Source organism: Variovorax glucosi (assembly GCF_051216695.1).
Classification (GTDB): Bacteria; Pseudomonadota; Gammaproteobacteria; order Burkholderiales; family Burkholderiaceae_C; genus Variovorax.
Window position 1 is genome coordinate 567,564 of the sequence record NZ_JBPJZE010000002.1, and the last position, 26,403, is coordinate 593,966.

Sequence of the window (26,403 nt, forward strand, 5' to 3'; positions counted from 1 at the left end):
TTGACGGTCCTGTTCGGTTGCGATTTCTCGAGTGCGCCCAGTGTCCGCAAACCGATCGTCGTGGCGCTCGGGAGCGTGCGCGGCGGTCGCGTGGCGCTGTCGAAGCTGCTGACATTCCCCGCGCTGGACGGATGGGCCGCCTGGATGCGCGACACACCCGCCTGGACCGGCGGTTTCGACTTCCCTTTCGGACTGCCGCGCGAGCTGGTCGAGACGCTGGGCTGGCCGGTCCAGTGGCAAGCGCTGATGGCGTATTACGCGAGCCTCACACGTGCCGAAATCCGTACGGCATTCGCGGGATTTTGCGATGCACGACCGGTCGGCCGGAAATTCGCGCACCGGGCCACGGATTTGCCCGCCGGCTCCAGCCCGTCGATGAAATGGGTCAATCCGCCGGTTGCGTTCATGCTTCATGCCGGCGTTCCGCGTTTGCTGGAGGCCGGCGCTGCGCTGCCGGGCCTGTTCGAACTACCCGGCGCGACCCGCATCGCGCTGGAGGCCTATCCAGGCATGCTGGCACGCGAGCTGATCGGCAGGCGCAGTTACAAGGCGGACGACACCGCGCGTCAGACGGCCGAACGCTGGGTGGCCCGAGCAGATCTTGTCTCGGCGCTGGAACGCGGCGCCACGCGGCTTGGATTGCGCCTGGCGCTGACGCATGCGCAACGCGACATGCTGCTCGCCGACGCGCAAGGCGATCGGCTGGATGCGGTGCTGTGCCTCGTCCAGGCAGCCTGGGCATCGGTGCAGCCAGCGATCGACGATGGCGCATCGACGCATGGTCATGGCTTGCCTCTTCATATCGACCCGCTGGAGGGTTGGATCTTGACGGCCTGAACTGCAGAAGTCCTACAGGGGTTCGGGAAGTCCGCTAGCGGGCGGTCACCACGCTCGCGCATAACTTCCAGTCATGGGTTTCAGTGACTGCAACCCATGTTTAAACCAACCACCTCAAAGGAAATGCCATGAACAAGGATCAAGTTGAAGGTCGTGTCGACCAGGCCAAGGGCAAGGTCAAGGAATTGGCCGGCAAGATCGTCGGCAACGAGAAGCTAGAAGCCGAAGGCAATGTCGACCAGGCTTCCGGCAAGGTGCAAAGCACGTATGGCGACACCAAAGAGAAGGCCAAGGACGCTGTCAAGTCCGGCGCCGACAAGCTGTAATGCGAAGCGCATGGCACGTGGCCCTGTGGGTCGCAGTGTCTGCGCTGGCAAGTGCCTGCGATAACGGCTCGAGCGGCCGCACCGCAGGCCAGCAGCTCGATGCAGCACTGGCACGCACAGAGCGGGCAGGCACCGAAACCGTTGCAAAGACGCGTGAGCTGGCTGCAGACGCGCGAGCTCAATTTGAGGCGAGCGATATCAAGGACCGGCTGAAAGACGCCGGCGCAAGCATTTCCGCAAACGTCGGCGATGCCGCGATCACCGCCAAAATCACTGGGGAACTGGCACGGGATCCTGAGTTGAGTGCGATCGGAATTGAAGTTCAGACAAAAAGTGGCGAGGTGGTTCTACGCGGCACCGCGCCGACGACGTCGTCTCGATCGCGCGCTGAGCAGATCGCAAGATCGACAGCCGGCGTGATCAAGGTGGAAAATCTGCTGACCGTCAAGCCAGCCTGACTTCCGACCCCGGATCTCAATCCGGCAGGTTTACGTTGTTATTGTGCACAAGCGATGTCACCATGTCGGCGACATCCGACGTCTTCAACACCGCTGCGATCAGAGCAGTCGCGGACAGCAGGCGCCACGGCTTGATCAGGATCAGAAGCGCACCGGTTCCGGCTGCGATCGCAATCAGCTTTGCCGGCTTTTGGCGGGCATAACGTCCCAGCACGGGTCTTGCAAGCTGGACGACGGCATTGGCCGGATGGCGACGCCACCATCGTTCGCCGATGTTCCGCGCGATCGCCAGTGCTGGAATTCCGCTGATGTATCCGTCGAGAAAACCGCGCTTCGTCGCACGTGGCGACGATGGAGCATGTCCAGCCAGATTCCTGGTGGTTCCATCCGCCGAACTCGCGCCTGAATTGCCGGAAGAATCCACGCCATCCTCCTCCAGCTCGTCCTCGAACTGGTTGAACAATGCGCGTCTCGAAATCGCAAGGCGTTGCTGTGGCGTGAGGATGGAACGATCAACGGCCATTGCGGCCTCCTGCAACGTGCATTGCGTGCATGTCGGCACTCAGCTGAGCTTTCAGGTCATCGAAGCTGTTGGAAAGCACGGGCTTCATTGCCAGATATGCCGCGACGGCGGCAATCAGCAATGCGACACCGGGAACGATCACGAGCGCCCAGTGAAAATTGCCATTGACACTGCCGAGCATGACGGCAACGCCCGCCAGCCCCAGAGCGAGCAAGGCGCTGACGACCGCGAGCACGCCCGCGACCGCACGTACGATCAAGCCTCGACTGGCTTGCGCCACCTCTTGCCTGATCAGCGCCGAATAGTTGGCGATGTGGTCTGCGATCAGTTCGGGGTGCCCTAGCACCGTGGAATAAATGGGATGGAGCATCGGGCTACGAAAAAACGATCGGCGGGCAAAAGGCGGCTGGGAGGCGGGCGAAGATCCGATCAGTAGTCGTCGCGGGTGCTACGGCTGGCGAGCACGATCAGCGCGGTGATGGCTGCACCTGCAGCTGCTGCGATCAGCACCGAGCGAACGGGTTGGTCGGCGATGTACTTGCCGGTCACGTCTGCTGCCTGTTCGATGCGGCGCTGTGCGCGGGCGCTGGTGGTCGAGGCAGCATCGAGGCCGCGCTGGACTGCGTGTTGAACACGGGCAGCGATCTGCTCCATGGCCGGCTCCGCTTCGCGGCGCAGATCGCGGACTTTTTCGCCAGCTGCGTTGACGGCATTCTGTGCGTAGGCGCGGGTCGAATCGATCGCGTCGTTGGCGGTCTTGTTGGCGTCGTCTGCGAGTTGCGAGGCTGTCTTGGTGTTCATGAGAAGTCCTTTCCTGGTTCCTGGGAGATGAAAACTGCAAAAACTGCAGGCCGCTTCAAATTCGCGACACAGTGCTACCTTAAACCTCGGCTGCTCGAATCAACTGTCAGCAGCCGCGGGCGGGAATCGTAGGAGAGCGGCGTATCGTCCGGCGGCTGTCGTTTCGAAGGCCCGAAAGATGGGTGCATGGGCGTACGCATATACGGGTGTCCAAGCCTCGGTCATCGTTCAACCTCGCACCGGCAACATGGCCGTCAGCCGCGTTCCGCTACCCGGCGACGATGCCACGGTAAGTTTGCCCTTGGCCGTTTCGACGCGATGGCGCATTCCCGCCAGGCCGTGCGTCGCCGACGGTATGCGGGTGGTGTCGAACCCCTTGCCATTGTCCGAGACCTCGACCTCCACATGATTTCCGTAGTCCTTCATCACGATCGTCGCTTCGGTGGCTTCGGCATATTTGGCGATGTTGGTCAGGCTCTCCTGGACCATGCGGTAGATGGTGAGTTGCCGCGCCTCGTCGGTCTCCACCGGTTCGAGCGAGATCTCGATCTGCAGACCGGAGCGCTCGGCGAATTCGCGGCCGAGAATCTCGAGGGATGCCACCAATCCGAGGTTCGACAGGGATGATGGCCTCAGGTCTTCGATGATCCGGCGCTTGAGCGCGATGCCGCTGTTGAGCAGCTCGGTGAGATGCTGCAGCCGCTGGATCGCGTCCGGCGAATCGACAAGCCTCGACTTGAGGCGAGCGACGTCCAGCTTGGCGGCCGTGAGCAGCGATCCGAGCTCGTCGTGCAGTTCGCGCGCCAGGTAGCCGCGCTCGGTTTCGCGCACCTCCTGCAGGTGCGTGGCCAGCTCGGCCAGCATGACGGTGCGTTCCTGCACTTCGCTTTCGAGTACGTTGCGCTCCCGCTGCAGTGCCTCCTGCTGCCGTTCGCCGACCGACTGCAGTATGTGTGTCTGGCGCAGATAGAGATAGAAGGCCGAGAGGGCCGTCAGAACGACCACCAGGATGCCGACGCGGCCCAGCTTGAGCGAGCTCGCGATCTGGATCTGGCCGTCGATGAGCGCCTGATTGCTGCTGGCGATGAGTTCGGCCGCGCCTGTGCGGATATCGTCCATTTCCTCGCGCCCGACATCGGTGTCGATGACGAACTTCCAGGCGTCGTTGCCGTTCGCGCGCATCCGCACGCTCATGTCCATCTCGCCCAGCTTGCGCGCCACGTGCTTTGCCAGCTCTTCCAGTTTCGCCCGTTCGCCGTCTTGCGAGTCGTAAAGTGCCCGCAGAGCGACAACCTGGCCGTCGACCCGCTTGACCGCGTCGTCATATGGTTGCCGATAACTTCCGGCGCCGGTCAACAGGTAGCCACGCTGGCCCGTTTCTGCATCGAGCACGTTTTGCATCAGCGTCGTGAGCGCGAGGCGCCTCTGTTGTGCTTCTGCAACAGTTGTGAGTGCGCGGTGAGATTGAAGGTAGCCCGCCTCGTTGATGCCCACCAACGCTGCGGCGGCGAGCGTCGCAAGCAGCAGGCTCAGGGCCATCTTCGGTAAAGCTAACCAGCGCATGAGGACTCCGCAAGATGCCAGTGATTCAAATTCGGGAATAATCGATGCCGGCCAAGGGCCAGCATTTTTGCGACGCTCAATGCGCAGGACAACGAACAAGGTAACAGATGATCAAGATCGGAATTGTGGATGACCACGCCATCGTGCGCTCCGGCTTGCGCCAGTTTTTCTCGGAACACGTCGATCTTCGGGTCGTAGGCGAAGCCGGTACGGGACGCGAAGCCATCGAATTGGTGCGCACCACAGAACTCGACGTGCTCGTCATGGATCTGTCGATGCCCGGACAAAGCGGCATCGATGCATTGGCGATGATCCGGGCCAAGGCGCCGGATGTCGGCATCCTCATCCTCAGCGGCTACCCCGAAGAGCACTATGCGATGAACCTGATCCGTCAGGGCGCCAGCGGCTATCTCAACAAGGAATGCGATCCTATCGAGATCGTGAATGCGATCCGCACGATCTCTCTGGGTCGCCGCTACATCACGCCCGCAGTCGCCGAATTGCTTGCGCGTCAGCTCGATCGCAAGGACGACGCGGCGCCGCACGAACAGCTCTCCGAACGCGAGTTCCAGGTATTCCTGAAGCTTGCCAAGGGCGAGACCGCCGGCGACATTGCCAAGACGCTGTCGCTTTCGGTGAAGACGGTGAGCACGTACCGCACGCGCCTGATGGAGAAGATGAATCTTTCTTCCAACAGCGACCTTACGTACTACGCCCTGAAGAACAAGCTGATCGATTGATCCAGCTTCGGTCGGTGCATAAGCCGGCTTGCCAGAAAAGAGAACGGCCCTTGCAGCAATGCAAGGGCCGTTCTGTTTGGCTATTTCAAAGGCAGCAGGCGCGCCGGCTGTCGCTCGAGGTCTAACGGCTCTCCGTACCTTGATGCCGCGATGCAGCGTGGGCAACACAGAAATCGATGAGCGCGTCGATCTCGTTAGATTTGTCGAATACCGCATCGACACCGAGTTGTGCACACCGTTTGCGAATGTCGGGCGTCGCGTAGTTGCTCAAGACCACCACTTTTTGATTCGGGCGGCGACCGATGCATTCCTGAAGGACGCCCAGACCGCTTCCCTGCTTCAGGAATAGATCGACGATCGCCAATTCCCAATCGTCTTCGTGCGTGCTGAACCATGCACGGGCTTCGCTCTCGCTTTCCGCATATCCGATGGCGACTATGCAGGTGAGTTCTTCCAGAGTGCCAACGAGATTTTCGCGGATCGTAAGGTTGTCTTCGACGATGTATGTTTTCAATCTGGGGTTCATGCCGAGGCACTCATTGCAGTCGAGGTCCGCGAGATCGGGATAAACAACATGTAAATGAAACCTAATCGAACTTGCGATTCGTATTTGCAATCTTCAAGGTTCGGTCTTCGTAGGATTTATCCGACTCAAAGGCGCGCATTGCGACGGATGGACAGTCAAAAATCGTAGGCCTTGCCGTACGTGTCATGCGCATCGATGACGACTGCCGGATAAGCGATACAGGGCTAGCTTCGCATGCTTCTGTACCGTCGTTCGAGAGTCATGCATGAATAGTTCAAGAAGCAGACATATTGCGTTGAGGATTGCTACGGTAGTCGCAGGGCTCTTTGTCGTACTGGCTCTCGTCGCTGTCTTTTTTCCGTGGGATGTGCTGCGGGGGCCCGTCAATCGCTATGTGAGCGAGAAGACCGAGCGCAAATTCGAGATCACGCGTCGGCTGGATGTGGGTCTGGGATTGCGCGGCGCGACGATCAAGCTGGATGGCATCGAATTCGCCAATCCGGCCTGGGCGCGCGACCCTTATCTCGTCAAAGCCGAGCGCGCCGAATTCGAGATCCGCTTCTGGCCGCTTCTGGGAGGCAAGGTCGTCATTCCACGGATTGCACTGACATCGCCTGTCGTGGGGCTGCAGATGGAAGAAGACGGCAAGCGCACCTGGGCTTTAGGCAAGGACACATCGGACAAGGGCACGGTGCCCGAAATTGGACGTGTCGAAGTGGACGCCGGCTCGATCGACTTTCTTGCCAGACATCTGGGTGTCGATCTGCATGCCGACATCGATTTCGATTCCAGTGCGGGCGAGTTGCCGCTGAGTTTCAAGATCAAGGGCACGTATCGGAAGCAGCCCTTGAAAGCGCAGGGACGTACCGGAAACGTCCTGCAGCTCACCTCGAGCGGGCAGCCGCCGTTTCCTCTTGAAATCGATGCGGCAGCCGGCCAGACCCGATTGAAGGCTGCGGGCTCCGTCGCATCTCTGGACGGTCTCGACGGCATCGATGCAAAGGTCGATGTGCGCGGCCAGAGCCTGGGCGCCTTGTATCCGCTGCTCGGCATTGCACTTCCCGACACGTCGCCTTACGCGATCAATGTGCACGTCACCAAGCAGGGCAACCTGTGGAAAGCCGATGCGCTCAAGGGCAAGCTGGGCCTTTCGGACATTGCCGGCGAAATGACTTTCGACCAGGGGCAGAAGGTGCCGACGCTCAACGGCCAGTTGCGCTCCAGCGTGATGGACATGGACGATCTCGGCCCGCTGATCGGCCTGCCGCCGACGGCGCGCTCAGCCAGTTCCGTCGAAGGCGTGGCGGCCCCTGCGACCGTCAAGCGCGCGAAGGGTAGCAACGACAAGGTGTTGCCCACGGCGACGCTGGATCTCGAGCGCTTGCGTGCCATGAACGCCGATGTGAAGTACACCGCCGACCGCATCAAAAACGTGCGCGATATTCCGCTCGACAAGGGCAGCGTGCACGTGCTGCTAAAGGACGGTGTGCTGACGCTTGACCCGCTCGACCTGGGCGTAGCCGGCGGCAAGCTGTCCGGTGCGATCCGGATCGATTCCACCCAGACGCCTGCCGACATCCGTGCTTCGCTCGACATCCGTGCGCTTCAGCTGAATCGCATGATTCCGAAGGTAGAGACGATGAAGACCAGCTTCAGCAATCTCGACGGGCGCATCAATCTTTCAGGACGCGGCAACTCGGTCTCCGAGTGGCTGGGAAGTGCTTCGGGTGACGTTGCGGCGCTTACCGGCAGCGGCCGTTTTAGCAATCTGCTGCTCGAATTCGCAGGCCTGGACGGCGGCGAAATCATCAAGTTCCTGCTCGGCGGCGACAACAACGTGAACATGCGCTGTGCGGCCCTGGCTTTCGACGTCAACAAGGGCGTGATGAACGGTCGCGAGATCGTCTTCGACACCACCGACACCGTGTTCCATGCGACCGGCACTGCCAACCTCGGCACCGAGAAGATGGATTTCGTGATTCGTCCGGAGCCGAAGGACATGAGCATCCTGTCGCTGCGCACGCCGCTGGTAATCGGCGGTTCGTTCGGCGATCCTTCCGTCGGTGTGAAGGCGGCACCGCTGGCGGCACGCGGCCTGGCGGCACTGGCCCTCGGTGCGATCAATCCGCTGCTCGCACTGGCCGCGACGATCGAAACGGGTCCGGGCAAGGACGCGAATTGCGTGGCGGTTCTCAGCGACGCCCGCAAGCCGTCGACCGCGGGTGCGGCTTCGGGCGCAGCCAAGGCGAAGACGGCGCGGAATCCGCAGACCGCCAAATAAGCCAATCAGTCTTCTAAAGCGGATCGGAGCGACGCGCAAACGCAGCATTCCGGATCGCGCATGACCTTCAGGGTGTCGAACGAAGTACGTAGCCCGTCGTACATCAGCAGGCTTCCAGCCATGGAAGGCCGGATTCCCGCAAGCAGCTTGAGCGCTTCCGTCGCCTGTAGCGCGCCAATCGTGCCGACGACAGGTCCGAATGCGCCCAGCACGGCGCAACGCGTCTCTTCGAACGCCGAATCGGGCGGAAAGATGCAGGCGTAGCAGGGCGACGCTGCATCCCGGACGTCGTATACACCCAGCTGTCCGTCGAATCGGATCGCCGCACCTGCGACCAGCGGTTTCGAATGCCTGACGCAGGCCTCGTTGACGACATGCCGCGTCGCGAAGTTGTCGCTGCAGTCGATCACGATATCGATGCCCGGCATGAGATCGGCCAATAGCGTCGCATCGATCCGCACCGCATGCGTCGCGATGTCGATCGACGGATTGATGTCGCGCATCGCCTGCGCAGCCGATTCGACCTTCGTCATGCCGACGCGCGCCGTCGTGTGCGCGATCTGCCGCTGGAGATTGGTGAGGTCGACCGTATCGTCGTCGACCAGCGTGATGCGACCGACACCTGCCGCTGCCAGATAAAGCGAAACCGGCGAACCAAGTCCGCCGACGCCGACGATCAGCGCATGCGAAGCATCGACGCGTGCCTGCCCGTCGATGCCGAACTCTTCGAGAAGTATGTGCCGCGAATAGCGCAGCAGCGCCTCGTCGTTCAGGTCAGTTTTCCTTCTTCTCTTCCTTGTTCTCGACGATCACCTGGGTCTTGCTGGCGACGACCGGTGCACCCTTGAGCCGGTTGAGCGCTTGCATCAGCGGAAAGTCCTGCTCGCTGCCGAATTCGGGCACCTTGCGGTCCTGCGGCGGCTTCTTGGCTTCTTCCTCGAGACGCTTTCGCGCCTCGTCCCGTGCCTTTTCGCGCTCCGGATCCTTCTTCTCCGGACCCTGGCCGCTGGCCAGATGCTTCTCGAGATCGGCCTCGCGCATGCGCAGCGCCGCGTACGGGCTGCCTTCGGCGCTTTCATCCACGAGCACTTCGGGCACAATGCCCTTGGCCTGGATCGATGCACCGCTCGGCGTGTAATAGCGCGCCGTCGTGATCTTGAGACCGGTGTCGGGACCGAGCGGACGCACCGTCTGCACCGAACCCTTGCCGAAGGTCTGACTGCCCATGATGGTCGCGCGCTTGTGGTCCTGCAGCGCGCCGGCGACGATCTCGCTCGCCGAAGCGGAGCCTTCGTTGACCAGCACCACCAGCGGCACCGTCTTGAGAGCGGCAGGCAGGCTGCGCAGCGGATCGGTTCCGGCGCGGCGCTGATAGAACTCGGGGGCCGCCTTGAAGATCGACTTGCTTTCGGCAAGCTGGCCGTCGGTGGAAACCACGGTCACGTTCTCCGGCAGGAATGCAGCCGAAATCGCGACGGCCGCATCGAGCAGGCCGCCCGGATCGTTGCGCAGATCGAGCACCAACCCCTTGAGGTTCGGATCCTGCTTGTATATCTCGTCGACCTTTTTCACGAAATCGTCGACCGTGCGTTCCTGGAACTGCGACAGGCGAATCCAGCCGTATCCCGGCGTGACGATCTTGCCGCGCACCGATTGCGTGCGGATTTCTTCGCGCGTGATCGTGACCGGAAAGGTGCGGTTCTCGTCCTTGCGGAAGATCGTCAGGAGCACCTTCGTATTCGACTCGCCGCGCATCCGCTTGACCGCGTCGTTGAGCGACAGGCCGCGAACGGCGGTGTCGTCGATCTTCGTGATCAGGTCGTTCGGCTTGAGGCCGGCGCGGAAAGCGGGGGAGCCTTCGATGGGCGAAACGACCTTGATGAGGCCGTCTTCCTGCGAAATCTCGATGCCGACGCCAACGAAGCGTCCGCTCGTGCCTTCGCGGAATTCCTTGAAGGACTTCTTGTCGAAGTACTGCGAGTGCGGATCGAGGCCTGCCACCATGCCGGAAATCGCGTCCGAAATGAGCTTCTTCTCGTCGACGGGTTCGACGTAATCGCTTTTCACCATGCCGAAGACCGCAGCGAGTTGCTGCAGTTCTTCGAGCGGCAATGGGGCGAGCGATCCCCGCGCGACGGTCTGCAGCGAGACCGTGGTCAACACACCGGCGACGGCGCCGGCTGCGATCCAGCCGGTGATTTTCAGTTTCTGGCCCATGTGTGAGTGTCCTTGTCGGCGGTCGAATCAATATACCCGCGAGCTGATTGGAAGCAATTAGCCTGCCGCGGTTCCCTTCGATTTAGACAGGTTTCAGGCCTTGCCCTGCGATGCGACAGCCGCGGCCGCTTTTGCGATGGCGTCGGCGTCGCCGAGGTAGTAGTGGCGCAGCGGCTTCAGGTCGTCGTCGAGCTCGTAGACCAGCGGAATGCCGTTGGGGATGTTGAGGCCGACGATGTCGCTGTCGGAGACGCCGTCGAGGTATTTCACCAATGCGCGGATCGAATTGCCGTGCGCGGCGACGACGATGCGGCGACCGCTGCGGATCGCAGGCGCCATCGACTCGTTCCAGAACGGCAGCACGCGCGCCACGGTGTCCTTCAGGCACTCGGTCAGCGGAACCTGCTCCGGCGGCAGCTTGGCATACCGGATGTCGCCACGCTCGCTGCGCGGATCGGTCGCTTCCAGCACCGGCGGCGGCGTGTCGTAGCTGCGGCGCCAGACCAGCACCTGCTCGTCGCCGTACTTCTTCGCCGTCTCGCCCTTGTTCAGGCCTTGCAGGCCGCCGTAATGACGCTCGTTGAGGCGCCACGAATGGACTACCGGCAGCCAGGTGCGGTCGAGTTCGTCGAGCGTGTGCCAGAGCGTGCGCGTGGCGCGCTTCAGTACGCTGGTGTAGGCGACGTCGAAGTCGTAGCCCTCGGCCTTCAGGAGACGGCCGGCCTGCTTGGCCTGCTCGACGCCGGTCGGCGTGAGGTCGACGTCGGTCCATCCGGTGAAGCGGTTCTCGAGATTCCAGGTCGATTCACCGTGACGGATCAGTACCAGTTTGTGCATGGAAAAGGCCTTTGGCTTGAGGCGACGCGTCAGGTTTGCGCGCCGTGAGTGGGGTCGGGGAATGCGGCGCAATGTCTGCGCCGTGTGCATCGAAAGATGGACATTCTAAAATCCGCGGTTTGCCATTCAAGGAACATCGTGAAATTCATTGTCGACAACTGGGCGCTGATCCTGCTTGCAGTCACTTCGGGCGGGATGCTGGCCTGGCCGCTCGTGCGCGGCGGCGCGGGCGGCGGTTCGCTCACGGCCCAGGGCGCGGTGCAGCTCATCAACCGGGAACGCGGCGTGCTGGTGGATGTTCGCGATACCGCCGAATTCGCGACCGGTCATGCCACCGGCGCACGCAACGTGCCGTTCGACCAGCTCGAACAGAAGCTCGTCGCCACGGTCAAGAACAAGAATGTGCCGCTGCTGCTGATGTGCGCAACCGGTGCCCGTGCGGGCCGCGCGCTGGCAACGGCCAAGAAGCTCGGCTACGAGCAGGCCCAAGTCGTTTCGGGCGGACTGAAGTCGTGGAAAGAAGCTAATCTTCCGGTCGAAAAGGCATAAGCCTCAAGGTCTGAAGGAACCGAAACATGCAAGCCGTCAAGATGTACACCACCGCCGTCTGCCCTTACTGCATTCGCGCGAAACAGATTCTCAAGGCCAAGGGCGTCGAGCAGATCGACGAGATCCGCATCGACAGCGACCCGCAGGCGCGCGCGAAGATGATGGAAATCACGCAGCGCCGTACTGTGCCGCAGATCTTCATCGGCGACACCCATGTCGGCGGCTGCGACGAGTTGATCGCGCTCGATGGCCGCGGCGGTCTCGTTCCGCTTCTGCAGGGCGCCTGACGGCCGGCCCGGCCGAGCCATAATCGTCGACCCGTTTCATCGTTCTAAGTCGTTTTTGATTCCCGAAAGATCCGCCATGGCCGACTCCCTCGATCCCGTTTTCCAGATTCAGCGCGTCTACCTCAAGGACCTGTCGCTCGAGCAGCCCAACTCGCCCGGCATCCTGCTGGAACAGGAACAGCCGACCGTCGACATCCAGCTCGGCGTCGATGCCCAGCCGGTGACCGAAGGCATCTACGAGATCACCGTGTCGGCCACCGTGCAGACCAAGATCGGCGACAAGACCGTGTTCCTGGTCGAAGCCAAGCAGGCCGGCATCTTCGAGATCCGCAACCTGCCCGAAGACCAGATGGGTCCGATCCTCGGCATCGCCTGCCCGCAGATCGTCTATCCGTACCTGCGCGGCAACGTGGCCGACGTGGTCCAGCGCGGTGGTTTCCCGCCTGTGCATCTCGCTGAAATCAACTTCCAGGCGATGTTCGAGCAGCAGCAGGCGCAGGCCGCCGGCCAGCCTCCGTCGGTTCTCACGCAGTAAGTCCTGGCTCCGGCCAAGACGACAGATGCGATGAAAATCTGCGTCCTCGGTGCCGGTGCCTGGGGCACGGCGCTGGCCGCCAATGCGGCTCGGCGTCATCAGGTGACGCTGTGGGCTCGCGATGCGGCCCAGGCGTCCGAAATGTGTGCGGCGCGTGAAAACGTCCGCTATCTGCCGGGAGTCGCGCTCCCTCCGTCGCTTGCTGTTGCCAGCGGCGATGCATCTCTGGCGTTCCGCGATGCCGCGCTGCTGATCGTCGCAACGCCGATGGCGGCGCTGCGCGAACAGCTCGCTGCGCTGCACGGTGTGCTCGTTCCAGTCGCCTGGCTTTGCAAGGGCGTCGAAACGTCCTCCGGCGCTTTCGGCCTGTTGCCGCATGAAGTCCAGGCGCAGATCGCCCCCGATCTGCAGGCCGGCACATTGAGCGGCCCCAGTTTTGCGCAGGAAGTGGCGCAGGGCCGGCCGACCGCGCTGGTCGCCGCCAGCACGCACGTGACCGTTCGGCAGGCCCTGGTCGATGCTTTTCATGGTCCCGATCTGCGCGTCTATGCCAATGACGACATCGTCGGCGTCGAGGTCGGCGGTGCGGTGAAGAACGTGCTCGCGATCGCCACGGGGCTCTGCGACGGACTGTCGCTCGGGCTCAATGCAAGAGCGGCGCTCATCACGCGCGGGCTGGCAGAAATGACACGCCTCGGCGTGGCGCTGGGAGCGCATCCCGAGACGTTCATGGGCTTGTCCGGTCTTGGCGATCTGGTCCTCACGTCTACCGGCGACCTGTCGCGCAACCGGAAGGTCGGACTGCTTCTGGCGCAGGGGCGTACCTTGTCTCAGGCGGTCGAATCGCTCGGTCACGTGGCGGAGGGCGTGTATTGCGCCCGTGCCGTGGTGCAGCGGGCGCGTCACGTCGGCGTCGAGATGCCGATCGCCGAAGCCGTCGTCGCCTTGCTCGACGGACGAATGTCGCCCCAAAGCGCGGTGGCCGAATTGATGGGCCGCGAGCCCGGCATCGAATCTCACTGAATCTGTCCGAATGAAAAGCTTCTTCGATTTCTCAGCGGCCAGCGTGGCCGAGCTGGCCGCTTCCGATGTCGTGCGTGCGCTCGAGGAAGATGCCGGAGACGGCGATCTCACCGCAGGGCTGATTCCTGCCGGTGGTCGCTCGACCGCTCGCGTTCTGGTTCGCGAGCCCGCCGTGCTTTGCGGCGCACCGTGGGCGGACGCCGTGCTGAGGCAGATCGACCCGCAGGCCAGCGTGACGTGGCATTGCGACGAGGGCGCGCGCTGCGAGCCCGATCAGGTGGTGCTCGAAATCACCGGCGATTCCCGCGCGCTGCTCACCGCAGAGCGCACGGCGCTCAACTTCCTGCAACTGCTCAGCGCCGTGGCGACGAAGACGGCCGTCTATGTGGATGCGGTGCGCGGCACCAAGGCGCGCATCGTCGACACCCGCAAGACGATGCCCGGCCTGCGTCTTGCGCAGAAATACGCGGTGCGCACCGGCGGCGGCACCAATCACCGCATCGGCCTGTACGACGCCATCCTGATCAAGGAGAACCACATCGCTGCGGCTGGCGGCGTTGCCGCTGCATTGAAGGCTGCAGCAGTAGTGGCAAGCCGGGCGTCGTTCGTCGAAATCGAGGTCGAAACGCTGACTCAGCTGGACGAGGCGCTGGCCCATGGCGCCCACATGATCCTGCTCGACAACATGGACCTGACCACGCTGCGCGAAGCCGTCCGCCGCAACGAAGCGGCCGGCGAGGGCCGCGCGGTGCTGGAGATATCGGGCGGCGTCACGCTCGACAGCGTCCGCGCGCTGGCCGAAACCGGCGTCGACCGCATCTCCATCGGCGCGTTGACGAAAGACGTCAGGGCAATCGATTTCTCGATGCGTTTCCAGGAGGCCTGAAACCATGTCCGCATCCGTCATCAGCGTCGATTACGAGCAGCCGGCCGATCTTCAGGCTGTCGGAAGCGCCTGCGATACGCGCCATGCGTGGGCCCGCGTTTCGCCGGAGCCGTCTCCCGACCAGCGCATCGCGCTCAAGGAGCGCATCCGTCGCCTGCTGCGCGAGCGCAATGCGGTGATGGTGTCGCATTACTACGTGCATCCCGACCTGCAGGATCTGGCCGAGGAAACCGGCGGCATCGTCAGCGACTCGCTGGAGATGGCGCGCTTCGGCCGCGACCATCCGGCGCAGACGCTGGTTGTGTCGGGTGTGCGATTCATGGGCGAGACGGCGAAGATCCTGTCGCCCGAAAAACGCGTGCTGATGCCCGATCTCGACGCGACCTGTTCGCTCGATCTGGGCTGCCCGGCCGATGCGTTCAGCCGCTTCTGCAACCAGCATCCGGACCGCACGGTGGTCGTCTACGCCAACACCAGCGCTGCCGTGAAGGCACGTGCCGACTGGATGGTCACTTCGGGTTGCGCACTCGACGTCGTGCGGGCGCTGACGGCCGAGGGCCGCAAGATCCTGTGGGCGCCCGACCGGCACCTGGGCGCCTACATCCAGCGCGAAACCGGCGCCGACATGGTCAGCTGGGACGGTGCGTGCATCGTGCACGACGAATTCAAGGCGCTCGAACTGGAGTTGCTGAAGGCAGCCCATCCGGGCGCAAAAGTGCTGGTGCATCCCGAATCGCCGGCCGACGTGATCGCGCTGGCCGATTCGGTGGGTTCGACTTCGGCCATCCTGAACGCCGCCCGTGCGATGGACGCCACCGAGTTCATCGTCGCCACCGACAGCGGGATGCTGCACAAGCTGCGCACGCTCAATCCGGGCAAGACTTTCATCGAAGCACCGACGGCCGGCAACGGCGCGACCTGCAAGAGCTGCGCGCATTGCCCGTGGATGGCGATGAACGGGCTGGCCGAACTCGCGCATGCGCTGGAATCCGGCGCTGGCGAGGTGCATGTCGATCCGGCGCTCGGACTGCGGTCACGTGTGCCGATCGACCGTATGCTGGCTTTCACGGCCGGCCTGAAGAGCGGCGCTTCTGCTTCCAGCCTGCTGTCGGGTATCGGCGCGGCCTGATCCCGGCCAGCGGCGCTGTCGACTTCAGTCGCCGAGGTCCAGCACGCAGGCGTCACCCAGCGCGTCGCGCCAGACGCGCACGCGGGTCGGCGGCGGGTTCATGCCCGACAGCGCACCGGCGATGAACGAACACAGGTTTTCCAGCGTCGGCGCGCCGAGTCCCGGTACTTCGTCGAGCAGGTGATGGTCGAGTTGCTCGCGCACCGCTTCCAGGTGCTGGCGCAGCAGGCCGAGGTCGATCACCATGCCGGTGACCGCGTCGGGCACGCCGCTGACTGAAACTTCCGCGTGGTAGGTGTGGCCGTGGATGCGGCGGCTGCCCTCGGCTTCGATCTCGCGCCGCAGGGTATGGGCGGCATCGAAGAAGAAGCGCTGGCTGATCGTGAATCGTGATGAGGAACGCGTGAAAGTCATTGGCTTTGCGGATTCAACGGATGCCCGTCAGCTTGTGCGTCTGCAGGCTCAGGCGCCAGCCGGGATGGCGCAGGCAGGCGTCGATGCAGCTGACGGTATTTTCGGTCTGCGACGGACCGTCCATCGGCTGCAGGAAGCGATGGGTGAACCGACTGCCGGCCTGTAGCGCGTCGAGGTCGAGGCCCGGCTGCGGCCAGACGACCTTCAGCTCCTGGCCGGAGCGCTGGACCCATGGCGCACCGGCCTTCGGGCTGATGCAAAGCCAGTCGATGCCTTCCGGCGCGACGACGGTGCCGTTGCTCTCGACGGCGATACGAATCTTTCGCGCATGCAGGGCTTCGATGAGTTCGGCATCGACCTGCAGCAGCGGCTCGCCGCCGGTCAGCACGACCAGGCGGTGTTCGGTGTCGGTGGCCGGCCATTGCGCGAGGATGATGTCGGCCAGCAGATCGGCCGTGGCGAACTTGCCGCCCAGCGTGCCGTCGGTGCCGACGAAATCGGTGTCGCAAAAGCGGCAGATCGCGGTCTCGCGATCGCTTTCTCGACCGCTCCAGAGGTTGCAGCCGGCAAAGCGGCAGAACACCGCCGGCGTGCCGGCCTGACCGCCTTCGCCCTGCAGTGTGTAGAAGATTTCCTTGACGCTGTAAGTCACTCGATTTCCAGGTTGTCGATCAGGCGTGTGTCGCCCAGTCGTGCCGCGCCGACGGCAACGAGCGATGTCGCCGGATCTTCGGGCGTCGGCGGGAGCAGGTCGCTGCGGCGGCGCAGGACGAGATAGTCGGGTTGCCATCCAAGCGCGACGAGTACCTGCGTGGCACGATTTTCGATCGCAGCCAGATCACGCACACCGCTTCCGGTTTCCCGGACCTCGTCGGACATGGCGCGCAGCACCTTCGACAACTGCACCGCTTCCGCGCGCTCGTCCGCGCTCAGGTAGCCGTTGCGCGACGAAAGCGCCAGTCCGTCATCGGCGCGCAGCGTCTCGGCGCCGACCACTTCGATCGGCAGCGCGAACTGCCGCACCATCTGACGTATCACCATCAGTTGCTGGTAGTCCTTCTTGCCGAAAACAGCCACGCGCGGCTGTACGCAGGAAAACAGCTTCATCACCACCGTGCAGACACCGGTGAAGAAGCCGGGCCTGAACTCGCCTTCGAGAAGGTTCGCCAGCGCCGGGTCGGGATGCACCTTGAAGGTCTGCGGCTCGGGATACAGGTCGGTTTCGCGCGGCGCGAAGAGCACGTCGCATCCGGCGGCGCGCAATTGCTCGCAGTCGCGCTCCCAGGTACGCGGATAGCTGTCGAAATCCTCGTTCGGCAGGAACTGCAGCCGGTTCACAAAAATGCTCGCCACGGTCACGTCGCCGAGCGGCTTTGCCTGCTCGACGAGCGCGATGTGGCCGGCGTGCAGATTGCCCATCGTCGGCACGAAAGCGGGATGGCGATGGCTGCTCAGGGCTTCGCGCAGTTCTGCAACGGTATGGGCAATGCGCATGGGATCTTTTCCTGATTCAGGCTGCGGCGGCCGACGGCGTCGGCACGAGGATGGTCGGCGTCGCGTGTTCGGCCAGCGCGGGATGGTCGCGGCTGAAGTGCAGGCCGCGGCTCTCGTGCCGGCTCTGGGCCGAGCGCACGATCAGGTCGGCCACCTGCACCAGATTGCGCAGTTCGAGAAGGTCGCGCGTGACGTGGAAGTTGGCATAGAACTCGTCGATCTCGCCGGTCAGCAGCGCAATGCGATGGGCCGCGCGGGCGAGCCGCTTGTCGGTGCGCACGATGCCCACGTAGTCCCACATGAAGCGGCGCAGCTCGTCCCAGTTGTGCGAGATGACGACCGCTTCGTCGGCGTCGGTGACGCGGCTGTCGTCCCACGGCGGCAAAGCGACGCCGACGCGATCCGGCGCCGCCGCGATGACTTGCGCCACCGCGCGCGCGAACACCATGCATTCGACCAGCGAATTGCTCGCCAGCCGGTTCGCGCCGTGCAGCCCGGTGCAGGCGGTTTCGCCGATGGCGTACAGGCCGGGAATGTCGGTGTTGCCGTGGAGATCGGTCAGCACACCTCCGCAGGTGTAGTGCGCGGCGGGCACGACCGGAATCGGCTCGCGGCTGATGTCGATGCCGAGCTCGGCACAGCGGGCGAGGATGTTTGGAAAGTGCTCCTGCAGGAACGCGGGGCTCTGGTGCGATATGTCGAGGTTGACGCACGGCAGTCCGTGTTTCTTCATCTCGAAGTCGATGGCGCGGGCCACGACGTCGCGCGGCGCCAGTTCGGCGCGCGCGTCGTGCTGCGGCATGAAGCGCGTGCCGCCAGCCGATTCGGGTAGCTTGAGCAATCCGCCTTCGCCGCGCACCGCCTCTGAAATCAGGAAGGACTTGGCATGCGGGTGGTAGAGGCAGGTCGGGTGGAACTGGATGAATTCCATGTTCGCCACCCGACAGCCGGCACGCCAGGCGGCTGCGATGCCGTCACCAGTGGCCGTGTCGGGATTCGACGTGTAGAGATAGACCTTGCCCGCGCCGCCGGTCGCCAGAATCGTGTGCGGGGCGCTGAAGGTGACGACTTCGTCGGTCGTCGCGTCGAGCGCGTAGAGACCGAGGCAGGCCGAATCGGACATTCCGAGTCGCGTGCCGGTGATCAGGTCGACCAGCGTGTGGTCCTCGAAAAGCGCGATGTTCGGCGTGCGGCGCACCGCTTCGATCAGCGTCTGCTGGACGGCCGCGCCGGTGGCGTCGGTCACGTGCGCGATGCGGCGCTGGCTGTGGCCGCCTTCGCGCGTCAGGTGCAGTTCGCCGTTTTCCAGCGAGAAAGGCACGCCGAGTTCGCGCAGCCAGGCGATGGCCTCGGGCGCTTGCGTGGCCACGAAGCGCGTGGCTTCGAGGTCGCAAAGGCCAGCGCCGGCGATCAGCGTGTCGTCGATGTGCTGCTGGACGCTGTCGCCTTCGGCCAGCACGGCGGCGATGCCGCCCTGCGCCCACTGGGTGGAACCGTCCTGCAGCGCGCGCTTGGTCAGCACCGCCACTCGGTGGGTGGGCGCCAGGTGCAGCGCGGCGCTGAGTCCGGCCAGTCCGCTGCCGACGATGAGCACGTCGTAATCGTTCGAAATCATCGTCGAGCGTCTATTTCTGAGGAGCAAGAGCCAGCCGCACGTAGATCGGCGCGAAAGCTTCTGCCTGGGTGATGTCGATCAGCGTCTCCTTGGCGAGTTCGAGCATCGCGATGAAGGTGACGATCAGCACCGGCACGCCGCGTGTCACGTCGAACAGTTTCTCGAATTCGACGAAACGCTGGCCTTGCAGGTGCCGCAGCACGATGCTCATGTGCTCCCGCACGCTGAGTTCCTCGCGCGAAATCTTGTGGTGCTGCACGAGCTTGGCGCGGCGCAGGATGTCGGCCCAGGCGTCGCGCAGATCGACCATGTCCATCTCGGGAAAGCGCGGCTTGAGCGATTGCTCGATGTAGACCTGGGCTTTCCAGAAATCGCGGCCGTAGGTCGGCATGGCGCCGAGGGTCGCGGCCTGCAGCTTGGTCTGTTCGTATTCGAGCAGGCGTCGGACCAGTTCTGCGCGCGGATCTTCGGCTTCCTCGCCCGGTGCCGCCTTCTTGGGCGGCAGCAACATGCGCGACTTGATCTCGATCAGCATCGCGGCCATCAGCAGATATTCGGCGGCGAGTTCGAGGTTGGTGCGCCGCACCTGATCGACATAGGTCAGGTATTGCCGCGTCAGCCCGGCCATCGGAATGTCGAGAATGTTGAAGTTTTGCTTGCGTATCAGGTAGAGCAGCAGATCCAGCGGGCCTTCGAACGCTTCCAGAAAAACCTGCAGCGCCTCGGGCGGTATATACAGATCGTTGGGCAGCGAGAACAGCGGCTCGCCGTAGAGACGGGCCAGCGCGACCTGGTCGACCACCTCCGGCATGGCGGCGACCGCCGCCCGGTCGCTCGCGCTCACCGGCTTATTTCGCTTGCGTCTGGTAGACGTAAGGCTGTTGAGGCACCTTGCCGTCCACATACTCTTTCTGCTGGCCGCGATCGAGGTTCTTGTCCCAGAGCAGGGCACGCCCGGCGCGCTGCTCGGCCTCCAGCGTGGGCTTGGCGCGCTTCAGTTCATCGATGAACTGGGTGGCGTCGGAGGTGTAGTGGGGACGGTTGAAGATGGACATAGACTGGAATCCTTTGCGTAATTTTACCGGGGATGGTCATGAAGGAACGAGCAGACGGGACGAACCGGCGGCAGGCGCTCGCGGCAGGCTTGCTGGCTGCGGTACTCGCACTGGCCGGATGCGACAGGCAGAACATCGCCGAACTAGAAGAAGGCGTCGCGACCGAAGCCGATGTCCGCTCGCGATTCGGCACGCCCGAAGCAGTGTGGGATGCACCCGGCGGCGGCCGCGTCTTCGAATACAACCGCCAGCCGGCCGGTCAGAAGAACTACATGATCACCATCGGCGCCGACGGCCGCATGAGCGCGCTGCGCCAGGTTCTGACGCCCGAGAACTTTGCCCGCATCACACCGGGCATGGCGATGGAAGACGTCCGCAAACTGCTCGGAAAGCCGGCCAAGGTCACGCCATACGCGCTCAAGCGCGAGACCGAATGGGACTGGCGCTGGCTGCAGCCGCCGAACACGCCCATGCTGTTCACCGTGGTGCTGAACGACGACCAGCGCGTGGTGCGCAGCGGGTCGACGCAGGACCGGGCTGCGGAACCGAACTGAGGCCGTCGCTCGCCAGTGCGGAACTGTCCGGGATCGGGGGCTGTTTTTTTGGGAACTGTCCGAGCGTGTTTTTGGGGGGCGCCTGCCTAGCATCGGCGGTCGATCCGACCCTCAACTCACGCCAATTGCAGGAACTCCCATGTCCATTCCGTCGCTCATTCCGGCTTCGCTCCCCAAGCAAAACGCGCCAGTCGACGCAAACAAGGTCGCGGCGGATGCTGGACCTGTTCCTTACACACGAACGGCGCCGCCCAGTGATCTGGCGCGCGCGGGCGGCAGGCCGACCCGTGCATCGGCGCACGCCGACCTGCGTGAGGTCGTCCTGTCCGGAAATATTCCGATGTTGCGGCGGTACCTGACCCAAAAGCCGGGTCCTCAGAACCTGATCGACGTCAATGGATCGTCTCCGACGGAAAAACAGGGTCTTTTGCACGATGTGATGGCAAAGGTCAACGACCCTAAAATTCAGATTGCAGTGGTCAAAGAGCTGCTCAGGCAAGGTGCCGATCCGAACAAGAAGAATTGCTTTGGCATGACGGCGCTGGACGTCGCCGCCAGACGTACCAAGCCGAACTTCACCGCCATCCAGACGTTGCTGAACGCAGGCGGCAGGATATCGATAGACACGGTCAACCGGGCAACCGAACTCAGGAGTCAGGGCAAGCCCGACCTGTTCAACATCCTTGTCATGCCGTGAGCGAAGAATCGGTGGCCGACATTGCCGATCACTGCGGCGCGTCGCTTCCCCATGCTCGCGCCTCCAGAATGCCGGTGGCCTTGGCGCTCTTCATCGAGACGCGCAGAGCGGTGGTGGTGACGCTGAAGTCGACCCGGTTGAAGGCGTTGAGCGTGATGCCCACGGGCATGAGCGGTTGCCAGGCCGTACCGGTCCAGTATTCCACGTTGGCCGCTGTCGGCGTGCCGATGCCGGCGCCGTCGTTCCACCAGTAGATCTCGAAGGCGCTCAGCGCCTTGGGCGTATTCCAGGTGAAAGCGACCCAGTCGGTCCGCCCGTAGAGCGCTTCGCCCTGCCAGTTGCCGTAGGCGCCACCGGCGACATCGGCCGAACTGCCGGGACCGACGCCGTTCGTGACGGCCGACAGGTTCTCCCACGGCGAGACATACGAAGTCGACAGCGTTGCCGTCGATGCGATGTTGGCCGCTGGCGCCGCATCGCTGCCGAACACACGCGCTTCCAGGATGCCGGTGGCCTTCGCGCTTTTCATCGCGATCCGCAGGCGGGTGGTCGTCACGCCGAGCGGCGCGCGGTTGAAGGTATTGAGCGCGAGGCCCACCGCGGTCAGCGGCTGCCAGGCGGCGCCGGTCCAGTACTCGACATTGGCCGCGGTCGGCGTACCGATGCCGGCGCCGTCGTTCCACCAGTACACCTCCACCGCGCTCAGTGCCTTCGGCGTGGTCCAGGTGAAGCTGACCCAGTCCGTACGGCCGTAGAGCGCTTCGCCCTGCCAGTTGCCGTAGGCGCCGCCGGAAACGTCGGCGGAGCTGGCGGGAACGGTTCCGTCGGCGACTGCAGCCAGCTTTTCCCAGGGTGAAACGTACGACGTGGCCAGCGCAGCGGTCGGCGCCAGATTGGTCACCGGTCGCGCCGGGACTTCAAGCGCGTAGCGGCACGACTTGACCGTGCCGACGATCGGATCGGTGAAGACGGCGTTGTTGCACGCGATGGCGCCGGTCACGCCGGTCTTCACAGCCCATTTGTCGTTGGCGCCGAACCATACCGTCGCCGTGCTGCCGCCGGGGATCGTGCAAGTCTGGTTCTCGCCCGCGCAGCCCGTCGATGTGGACGGCGGAGCCGCAGCGGCTGCAGCCGTGCCGGTGCCTGCCGTCGTCTCCTCGTTGCCGATCTGCCGCAGATACGACACCAGATTCGCCAGATCGGTCGCGCCCAGCGTCGTGCCGGAATGCGCCTGCACGGCGTCGGCTAGCGTCGCCGCCCTGCCGTCGTGCAGGTAGGGCGCCGTGGTCCAGACGTCGCGCAGCGTGGGCACGTCGATGCCGCCAAGCGTGCCGCCCAGGCGCTTGCCGCTGGCCGTCCGAAGGGTGCCGATGTTGCGCAGCGCCGTGGCGTCCGCGCTGATGGTGAACGCGGTTCCGGCGTGGCAGCTGGCGCAGTTCGCATTGGCGAAAACCGATTTGCCCAGCAGTCCGGCCGAAGTGAGCGAACCGTCGCCGTTCCGCCAGGGGCTCGGCGCGAAGCTGTCGAGCGAGCCGAGGTAGGCGGCCAGTGCGTCGAGGTCGGCGCTGAGGCCGGCTTTTCGATCGCCCAGCGGCTGGGCGCGGGTGCCGGTGTTGAACTGGGCGTCGGTCATCAGTCCGGTGCCGCCTGCGAACTGCCGGATCTGCGCCTCGAAATCCTGGATTTCGTCGCCGTTGGCACTCCAGTGCGTGAAGCCGTGGCCGATGCCGGCTCGGCCCTTCAGCATGATCGTGTTCCGCAGGCCCTCGCCGAACCCGGTGAAGTCCCAGGTGCGCCCGTCGTGGCCGGCGTCGCTGTGGCAACTGGCGCAGCTCATGTAGCTGTCGCGCGCCAGTCGGGGATCGCGGGCGTCGTAGAACAGTTGCTTGCCCGACAGCACCTGCGCCGATAGCTTCTCGGTCGCGATGGTGGGCACGGTGGCGAGCAGCGGCAGGCGCAGTTCGCCGTTGTTCGCGAGCGGGCCTATATCGAAGGTGCCGACATTGCGGTCCATGAAGTTCTGGACATACAGCCTGAGGCCGTCTGCCGACACCGACAGGCTCTGCGGCGCACGTCCGGCATCGACCTTGAACAGTTCGCGTCCGCTTGCCGCGTCCACGACCGCCACCTGGCGGCTGGTTTCCAGCGCGACGAACAGATAGACGCCGGACGGATGGAACGCCGCCGCCGAAGCCAGGCTGGAATTGTCGTGATCGACGCGTTTCGGGTAGTCCTCCGCCAGCGTGGCCATGTCGATGCGCGACGTGATGGCCCGCACGGTGTTCTGGAAATCGAGCGCTTGTCCGTTGCGCAGCGTGCCACGCTTGATGTTGTCCTGCTTCGACGGCACCCAGGCGGACTTGCCGTCCGGCGAGATCACGGCGGCTGCCAGGTAATTCGGAATGCCGCTGCCCTGGATTTCGGTGTCGGTCTTGTCGCTGTGCCGGAGACTGACGGTTTTTGTCACTGCCAGGGTCGCTGGATTGACCGCAATCACTTCCGCGCCGGCGACGGTCGTGTTCACCGTCGCCGTGTCCTCCCCGGGCAGCGGCGGCGTGATGAAGCGGGAAACCAGCACGGTCGCCGAGTCGCCGCTGACGGAGAGGTGGCGCGGGTTGGCGCCCACGTTGCCGGAAGCCTGGACGGCGCCGCTGGCCGGGTCCAGCCTCAGCAGCTGTCCGGTCGCTTCGAGCACGACGAAGGCCCGGCCGTCTGGCGCGAACACCAGTCCGTGCGGCTGCGAAGCGCGCGGCAGCGCGGCGGTCTGCACGACGGCGAGGGTGGCGGGGTTGACGATGCTGATGTTTGCCGACGTCTTGTTGACGACCCAGATCCGTCCGTCCGGCGCCACCGCGACGCTGCGCGGCGAGACGCCGACGGCGATCTCGGCCGTGCGGGCGCCGGTGGCGGTGTCGATCACGCCGACCGAGTCGTTGTCGAGATTGGCGGTCCAGAGCCGCGCCGAAGCATTTGTGCGGATTTCGATCGCCGTCGCCGCCGATGCGTTCGGGCTGCCTGCCGTGCGTTTCGTTCCGACGCCCTGGACGAAGTTGCGTCGCGCGACGGAGCCGTCCGCCGCGCGGGCCGTCAGGGAAACGGCGTAGACCCCCGCCTGTGCATAGACGTGCATCGCCGACGAACTGGCGCTGAAGGCCGTCGCCGCCGAACCGTCGCCGAAATCCCAGCTGTAGGTCGTGGATGCCGTCGCCGGCACGCTGTAGCTGGCCGTGCCGCCGGCTGCGATGACCGGGGCGGCGACGGACGCGGCGAGTTCGGGCGGGTTGTACGGTGTGGTGGGTACGGCCGGCGCGCTCACGTTGTCGCCGACGGCGATGATCGTGCCGCGCGACGGAACGCCGGCCGCATCGATCGCCACCAGCTGGTAATAGCCGGGCGGTACGGTGTTCCGGTCGGGCAGGTTGGTCGTCAGGCGGTAGGTGTCCTGCGAGAAGGTCAGCGGAATGCGCCGTTGTCCGGCATTGAACGAATGCGTGCCGTTGCTCAGGCCGACCAGCACCAGCTGGCCGACCGTGCCCTGCGCTGCCATGTCGACCTGAAGCGCCGCGCCGTTCGCGTAGGAGAGTCCGCTGATGGCGGCCATTACCGGGCGCGGCGCGAGCTGTGCATTGCCGTTGACGTTGCGGAACAGGTAGGGCGGGTAATAGACCTCGGCGTTGACGTTCGTTACCGGGCCGGGCGCACCGCCGCCGGTGGAAAGCACGGTGCCGTTGGGCATTAGCACGCTGAAGGAGTGATAACCCCGGTAGATCGCTGCGCTCGCGCCGACGCTCCAGGTGCCGGAGACGGGGTCCCAGGTCTCGGCCGCGTAGACCGCGTTCGGGCCGTCGGCGTTGCCGACCAGCGTTCCGCCGGTCACGAGCACGCGGCCGTTCGGCAGCACCAGCGCATTCGGGTAACGGCGCTTGTACGTCATGGCGGGTTGCTCGACCAGCCGGGCACCGCCGCCGTTGATGTCGATCACCGTGGCCTTGTTGCTTGCCGGCAGGCCGTCGCCGTTGAAGGAGCCGTTGCCGCCGACGACGAGGATCCGGCCCGGCGCATGCATCACGGCGCTGTTGGTCGCGCCGACGTTGGGCAGCGTGGTCGCGTTGGGCGCCTCCTTGAAACGGCCGGCTACGGTGATGCTGCCATTGCCCGTTGCATCCAGATACCACATCGTCTCCGCCGACACGCCGAAGACGCGGCCGTCCGGCGCGACCCAGGCGCGCGGATAGGACGCACGCAGGTAGTCGGGACCGAAAGCCTCGCGGCTGTAGGCGCCGAACAGCGATCGCCAGGCCCCGTTCTCGAACACCTCGGGCGTCATCGACGCCAGGCCCTGGGCGACGGCCTGATTGGGGTTGTCCTGCATCCCTTCCGAATACGGAACCATGCCGCCCAGAATTACGGGGCGTCCGTCCGGCAGGTTCAGCATCGTGGCGTACCAGCGCTCGTCGGCCATGTTGGCTGCCGACTGGACGACGCTGTCGGTGGCCGGCGTGTACATCGTGCTGGTGACGCTGCCGTTGCCGCCGGAGATCATCAGCCGGCCATCGCCGAGGAACGTGGCGGCGGAGCAGAAACTGTCCTGCTGCGTGCCGCGGTAGGTCGTCTGGTGACTATTGGTGCCGAAGCCGAGCGTTGGATCCCAGAGGTCGAAGAGGCGGCCGTCCTGCGTGGCGCCGTCCTTCGTGGAGCCGTAGCTCAGGACGCGGCCGTTGGGAAGCACGGCCGCATGGAGCGCGTTGAGCGGCCAGTTCTGTACGCCCGACCACATGCCCTGCGTCGTTGCGCTGGCCGGGATGGTCAGGTTCTGGAGAACGGGGTCCGCCACCGCAGGGATCGCGACCCAGGCCGATGTTTTGAGCGCAGCCGCACGCGCCGGCAACTTGGCCTGGTTCGCGCTGCCCGCTGCGGCGCCGACCGGCGAACTGCTTGCGGTCGAGGCGCCGTCGCTTCCGCCATCACCGCCGCCGCAGGCGGACAGCAAGGCGGCCACCATGAGGCCGGCGAGATGGCGGGTCGTGAGAATTACGTGCTTGTGCGGGGAGTGCAA

At 64.4% G+C, this 26,403-nt stretch carries 28 protein-coding genes; 13 read left to right on the plus strand and 15 right to left on the minus strand.

All coding sequences use genetic code 11. From position 1 onward, the window contains the following. The 3 genes from ACSFA3_RS10990 (at position 1) to ACSFA3_RS11000 (ending at position 1,621) form a co-directional block, all read left to right on the plus strand. Positions 1-837 carry a DUF429 domain-containing protein gene (locus tag ACSFA3_RS10990; protein ID WP_435505477.1) on the plus strand — a complete coding sequence of 279 codons (837 nt, stop codon included), beginning with the start codon at positions 1-3 and terminating at the stop codon, positions 835-837. A 128-nt stretch (positions 838-965) separates the two neighbouring features. Beyond that, on the plus strand, positions 966-1,163 hold the full coding sequence (locus ACSFA3_RS10995) for a CsbD family protein (protein WP_435505478.1): 198 nt from the start codon (positions 966-968) through the stop codon (positions 1,161-1,163). Positions 1,164-1,180: 17 nt separating this feature from the next. Next, on the plus strand, positions 1,181-1,621 hold the full coding sequence (locus ACSFA3_RS11000) for a BON domain-containing protein (protein WP_435505479.1): 441 nt from the start codon (positions 1,181-1,183) through the stop codon (positions 1,619-1,621). A gap of 16 nt (positions 1,622-1,637) precedes the next feature. On the opposite strand, the gene ACSFA3_RS11005 is transcribed toward ACSFA3_RS11000, so the two are convergent. The 4 genes from ACSFA3_RS11005 to ACSFA3_RS11020 form a co-directional block, all read right to left on the minus strand. Further along, the gene (locus tag ACSFA3_RS11005; RefSeq protein ID WP_435505480.1) at positions 1,638-2,144 is read right to left on the minus strand and encodes a hypothetical protein; all 507 of its coding nucleotides are present in this window, start codon (positions 2,142-2,144) and stop codon (positions 1,638-1,640) included. Continuing rightward, a complete protein-coding gene (locus ACSFA3_RS11010) occupies positions 2,134-2,514 on the minus strand; it encodes a phage holin family protein (protein ID WP_435505481.1) in 381 nt (126 codons plus the stop codon). The genes ACSFA3_RS11005 and ACSFA3_RS11010 overlap by 11 nt, the downstream gene beginning before the upstream one ends. 59 nt (positions 2,515-2,573) lie before the next feature. Continuing rightward, complete coding sequence (locus ACSFA3_RS11015; protein WP_435505482.1) at positions 2,574-2,945, minus strand: hypothetical protein; 372 nt, start codon at positions 2,943-2,945, stop codon at positions 2,574-2,576. Between the two features lie 228 nt (positions 2,946-3,173). Next, positions 3,174-4,508, minus strand: coding sequence for a CHASE3 domain-containing protein (locus tag ACSFA3_RS11020; protein WP_435506205.1), 1,335 nt, complete (start codon positions 4,506-4,508; stop codon positions 3,174-3,176). Between the two features lie 107 nt (positions 4,509-4,615). Between ACSFA3_RS11020 and ACSFA3_RS11025 the strand changes: the two genes are divergently transcribed. Continuing rightward, complete coding sequence (locus ACSFA3_RS11025) at positions 4,616-5,248, plus strand: response regulator (RefSeq protein WP_296308520.1); 633 nt, start codon at positions 4,616-4,618, stop codon at positions 5,246-5,248. A 121-nt stretch (positions 5,249-5,369) separates the two neighbouring features. On the opposite strand, the gene ACSFA3_RS11030 is transcribed toward ACSFA3_RS11025, so the two are convergent. Continuing rightward, positions 5,370-5,774 carry a response regulator gene (locus ACSFA3_RS11030; protein WP_435505483.1) on the minus strand — a complete coding sequence of 135 codons (405 nt, stop codon included), beginning with the start codon at positions 5,772-5,774 and terminating at the stop codon, positions 5,370-5,372. Positions 5,775-6,039: 265 nt separating this feature from the next. Here ACSFA3_RS11030 and ACSFA3_RS11035 point away from each other — a divergent pair, with 265 nt between their 5' ends. Beyond that, positions 6,040-8,055 (plus strand): AsmA family protein, encoded by a 2,016-nt coding sequence (locus ACSFA3_RS11035; RefSeq protein WP_435505484.1) that lies wholly within the window; start codon positions 6,040-6,042, stop codon positions 8,053-8,055. Between the two features lie 5 nt (positions 8,056-8,060). On the opposite strand, the gene ACSFA3_RS11040 is transcribed toward ACSFA3_RS11035, so the two are convergent. The 3 genes from ACSFA3_RS11040 to gpmA form a co-directional block, all read right to left on the minus strand. Continuing rightward, entirely contained in the window at positions 8,061-8,828 is a 768-nt protein-coding gene (locus ACSFA3_RS11040) for a HesA/MoeB/ThiF family protein (RefSeq protein WP_435506206.1), read from the minus strand. Position 8,829: 1 nt separating this feature from the next. Then, a complete protein-coding gene (locus tag ACSFA3_RS11045; protein WP_435505485.1) occupies positions 8,830-10,272 on the minus strand; it encodes a S41 family peptidase in 1,443 nt (480 codons plus the stop codon). Between the two features lie 93 nt (positions 10,273-10,365). After that, positions 10,366-11,109 carry a 2,3-diphosphoglycerate-dependent phosphoglycerate mutase gene (gene gpmA / locus ACSFA3_RS11050; protein ID WP_435505486.1) on the minus strand — a complete coding sequence of 248 codons (744 nt, stop codon included), beginning with the start codon at positions 11,107-11,109 and terminating at the stop codon, positions 10,366-10,368. 96 nt (positions 11,110-11,205) lie between these two features. On the opposite strand from gpmA, the gene ACSFA3_RS11055 reads away from it, so the two are divergent. The 6 genes from ACSFA3_RS11055 to nadA all read left to right on the plus strand — a co-directional run bounded on the left by ACSFA3_RS11055 (position 11,206) and on the right by nadA (position 15,518). Then, positions 11,206-11,658, plus strand: a complete 453-nt coding sequence (locus tag ACSFA3_RS11055) for a rhodanese-like domain-containing protein (RefSeq protein WP_435505487.1) — start codon at positions 11,206-11,208, stop codon at positions 11,656-11,658. Between the two features lie 26 nt (positions 11,659-11,684). Further along, entirely contained in the window at positions 11,685-11,945 is a 261-nt protein-coding gene (gene grxC / locus ACSFA3_RS11060) for a glutaredoxin 3 (RefSeq protein WP_435505488.1), read from the plus strand. 76 nt (positions 11,946-12,021) lie between these two features. Continuing rightward, positions 12,022-12,480 (plus strand): protein-export chaperone SecB, encoded by a 459-nt coding sequence (secB, locus tag ACSFA3_RS11065; protein WP_435505489.1) that lies wholly within the window; start codon positions 12,022-12,024, stop codon positions 12,478-12,480. Between the two features lie 30 nt (positions 12,481-12,510). Continuing rightward, positions 12,511-13,503 (plus strand): NAD(P)H-dependent glycerol-3-phosphate dehydrogenase, encoded by a 993-nt coding sequence (locus ACSFA3_RS11070; protein WP_435505490.1) that lies wholly within the window; start codon positions 12,511-12,513, stop codon positions 13,501-13,503. A 10-nt stretch (positions 13,504-13,513) separates the two neighbouring features. Continuing rightward, positions 13,514-14,389: a carboxylating nicotinate-nucleotide diphosphorylase gene (gene nadC / locus ACSFA3_RS11075; RefSeq protein WP_435505491.1), complete on the plus strand. Its 876-nt coding sequence runs from the start codon at positions 13,514-13,516 to the stop codon at positions 14,387-14,389. Between the two features lie 4 nt (positions 14,390-14,393). Beyond that, a complete protein-coding gene (nadA, locus tag ACSFA3_RS11080; protein WP_435505492.1) occupies positions 14,394-15,518 on the plus strand; it encodes a quinolinate synthase NadA in 1,125 nt (374 codons plus the stop codon). A 24-nt stretch (positions 15,519-15,542) separates the two neighbouring features. Here the strand turns inward: nadA and ACSFA3_RS11085 are convergent, their stop codons facing one another. The 6 genes from ACSFA3_RS11085 to ACSFA3_RS11110 are packed head-to-tail and all read right to left on the minus strand — an operon-like array spanning position 15,543 to position 20,096. Further along, positions 15,543-15,932, minus strand: a complete 390-nt coding sequence (locus tag ACSFA3_RS11085; protein ID WP_435505493.1) for a 6-carboxytetrahydropterin synthase — start codon at positions 15,930-15,932, stop codon at positions 15,543-15,545. Positions 15,933-15,945: 13 nt separating this feature from the next. Then, a complete protein-coding gene (gene queE / locus ACSFA3_RS11090) occupies positions 15,946-16,584 on the minus strand; it encodes a 7-carboxy-7-deazaguanine synthase (RefSeq protein WP_435505494.1) in 639 nt (212 codons plus the stop codon). Further along, complete coding sequence (gene panC, locus ACSFA3_RS11095) at positions 16,581-17,426, minus strand: pantoate--beta-alanine ligase (RefSeq protein WP_435505495.1); 846 nt, start codon at positions 17,424-17,426, stop codon at positions 16,581-16,583. Before panC ends, queE begins: the two co-directional genes overlap by 4 nt. 16 nt (positions 17,427-17,442) lie before the next feature. Beyond that, entirely contained in the window at positions 17,443-19,041 is a 1,599-nt protein-coding gene (gene nadB / locus ACSFA3_RS11100) for an L-aspartate oxidase (RefSeq protein ID WP_435505496.1), read from the minus strand. A 10-nt stretch (positions 19,042-19,051) separates the two neighbouring features. Further along, positions 19,052-19,852 carry a segregation and condensation protein A gene (locus tag ACSFA3_RS11105; protein WP_435506207.1) on the minus strand — a complete coding sequence of 267 codons (801 nt, stop codon included), beginning with the start codon at positions 19,850-19,852 and terminating at the stop codon, positions 19,052-19,054. Between the two features lie 37 nt (positions 19,853-19,889). Continuing rightward, positions 19,890-20,096: a DUF3460 family protein gene (locus ACSFA3_RS11110; RefSeq protein ID WP_435505497.1), complete on the minus strand. Its 207-nt coding sequence runs from the start codon at positions 20,094-20,096 to the stop codon at positions 19,890-19,892. Between the two features lie 38 nt (positions 20,097-20,134). Between ACSFA3_RS11110 and ACSFA3_RS11115 the strand changes: the two genes are divergently transcribed. Both ACSFA3_RS11115 and ACSFA3_RS11120 read left to right on the plus strand, forming a co-directional pair. Further along, positions 20,135-20,650, plus strand: coding sequence for an outer membrane protein assembly factor BamE (locus ACSFA3_RS11115; RefSeq protein ID WP_435505498.1), 516 nt, complete (start codon positions 20,135-20,137; stop codon positions 20,648-20,650). Between the two features lie 139 nt (positions 20,651-20,789). Further along, positions 20,790-21,347, plus strand: coding sequence for a hypothetical protein (locus ACSFA3_RS11120; protein ID WP_435505499.1), 558 nt, complete (start codon positions 20,790-20,792; stop codon positions 21,345-21,347). 28 nt (positions 21,348-21,375) lie between these two features. Here ACSFA3_RS11120 and ACSFA3_RS11125 read toward each other — a convergent pair whose 3' ends face one another. Continuing rightward, positions 21,376-26,403, minus strand: coding sequence for a galactose oxidase-like domain-containing protein (locus ACSFA3_RS11125; protein WP_435505500.1), 5,028 nt, complete (start codon positions 26,401-26,403; stop codon positions 21,376-21,378).

Excerpts from the sequence above, each read along its gene's own strand:
- ACSFA3_RS11035 (WP_435505484.1), top strand. The coding sequence starts at position 6,040 with ATGAATAGTTCAAGAAGCAGACATATTGCGTTGAGGATTGCTACGGTA.
- nadB (WP_435505496.1), bottom strand. The coding sequence starts at position 19,041 with ATGATTTCGAACGATTACGACGTGCTCATCGTCGGCAGCGGACTGGCC.
- ACSFA3_RS11120 (WP_435505499.1), top strand. The coding sequence starts at position 20,790 with ATGTCCATTCCGTCGCTCATTCCGGCTTCGCTCCCCAAGCAAAACGCG.
- nadC (WP_435505491.1), top strand. The coding sequence starts at position 13,514 with ATGAAAAGCTTCTTCGATTTCTCAGCGGCCAGCGTGGCCGAGCTGGCC.
- ACSFA3_RS11055 (WP_435505487.1), top strand. The coding sequence starts at position 11,206 with ATGGACATTCTAAAATCCGCGGTTTGCCATTCAAGGAACATCGTGAAA.
- ACSFA3_RS10995 (WP_435505478.1), top strand. The coding sequence starts at position 966 with ATGAACAAGGATCAAGTTGAAGGTCGTGTCGACCAGGCCAAGGGCAAG.
- secB (WP_435505489.1), top strand. The coding sequence starts at position 12,022 with ATGGCCGACTCCCTCGATCCCGTTTTCCAGATTCAGCGCGTCTACCTC.
- ACSFA3_RS11020 (WP_435506205.1), bottom strand. The coding sequence starts at position 4,508 with ATGCGCTGGTTAGCTTTACCGAAGATGGCCCTGAGCCTGCTGCTTGCG.
- ACSFA3_RS11015 (WP_435505482.1), bottom strand. The coding sequence starts at position 2,945 with ATGAACACCAAGACAGCCTCGCAACTCGCAGACGACGCCAACAAGACC.
- ACSFA3_RS11115 (WP_435505498.1), top strand. The coding sequence starts at position 20,135 with ATGAAGGAACGAGCAGACGGGACGAACCGGCGGCAGGCGCTCGCGGCA.
- ACSFA3_RS11105 (WP_435506207.1), bottom strand. The coding sequence starts at position 19,852 with ATGCCGGAGGTGGTCGACCAGGTCGCGCTGGCCCGTCTCTACGGCGAG.
- ACSFA3_RS11085 (WP_435505493.1), bottom strand. The coding sequence starts at position 15,932 with ATGACTTTCACGCGTTCCTCATCACGATTCACGATCAGCCAGCGCTTC.
- ACSFA3_RS11030 (WP_435505483.1), bottom strand. The coding sequence starts at position 5,774 with ATGAACCCCAGATTGAAAACATACATCGTCGAAGACAACCTTACGATC.
- ACSFA3_RS11025 (WP_296308520.1), top strand. The coding sequence starts at position 4,616 with ATGATCAAGATCGGAATTGTGGATGACCACGCCATCGTGCGCTCCGGC.
- ACSFA3_RS11110 (WP_435505497.1), bottom strand. The coding sequence starts at position 20,096 with ATGTCCATCTTCAACCGTCCCCACTACACCTCCGACGCCACCCAGTTC.
- ACSFA3_RS11070 (WP_435505490.1), top strand. The coding sequence starts at position 12,511 with ATGAAAATCTGCGTCCTCGGTGCCGGTGCCTGGGGCACGGCGCTGGCC.
- nadA (WP_435505492.1), top strand. The coding sequence starts at position 14,394 with ATGTCCGCATCCGTCATCAGCGTCGATTACGAGCAGCCGGCCGATCTT.
- ACSFA3_RS11045 (WP_435505485.1), bottom strand. The coding sequence starts at position 10,272 with ATGGGCCAGAAACTGAAAATCACCGGCTGGATCGCAGCCGGCGCCGTC.
- ACSFA3_RS11010 (WP_435505481.1), bottom strand. The coding sequence starts at position 2,514 with ATGCTCCATCCCATTTATTCCACGGTGCTAGGGCACCCCGAACTGATC.
- grxC (WP_435505488.1), top strand. The coding sequence starts at position 11,685 with ATGCAAGCCGTCAAGATGTACACCACCGCCGTCTGCCCTTACTGCATT.
- panC (WP_435505495.1), bottom strand. The coding sequence starts at position 17,426 with ATGCGCATTGCCCATACCGTTGCAGAACTGCGCGAAGCCCTGAGCAGC.
- ACSFA3_RS11005 (WP_435505480.1), bottom strand. The coding sequence starts at position 2,144 with ATGGCCGTTGATCGTTCCATCCTCACGCCACAGCAACGCCTTGCGATT.
- gpmA (WP_435505486.1), bottom strand. The coding sequence starts at position 11,109 with ATGCACAAACTGGTACTGATCCGTCACGGTGAATCGACCTGGAATCTC.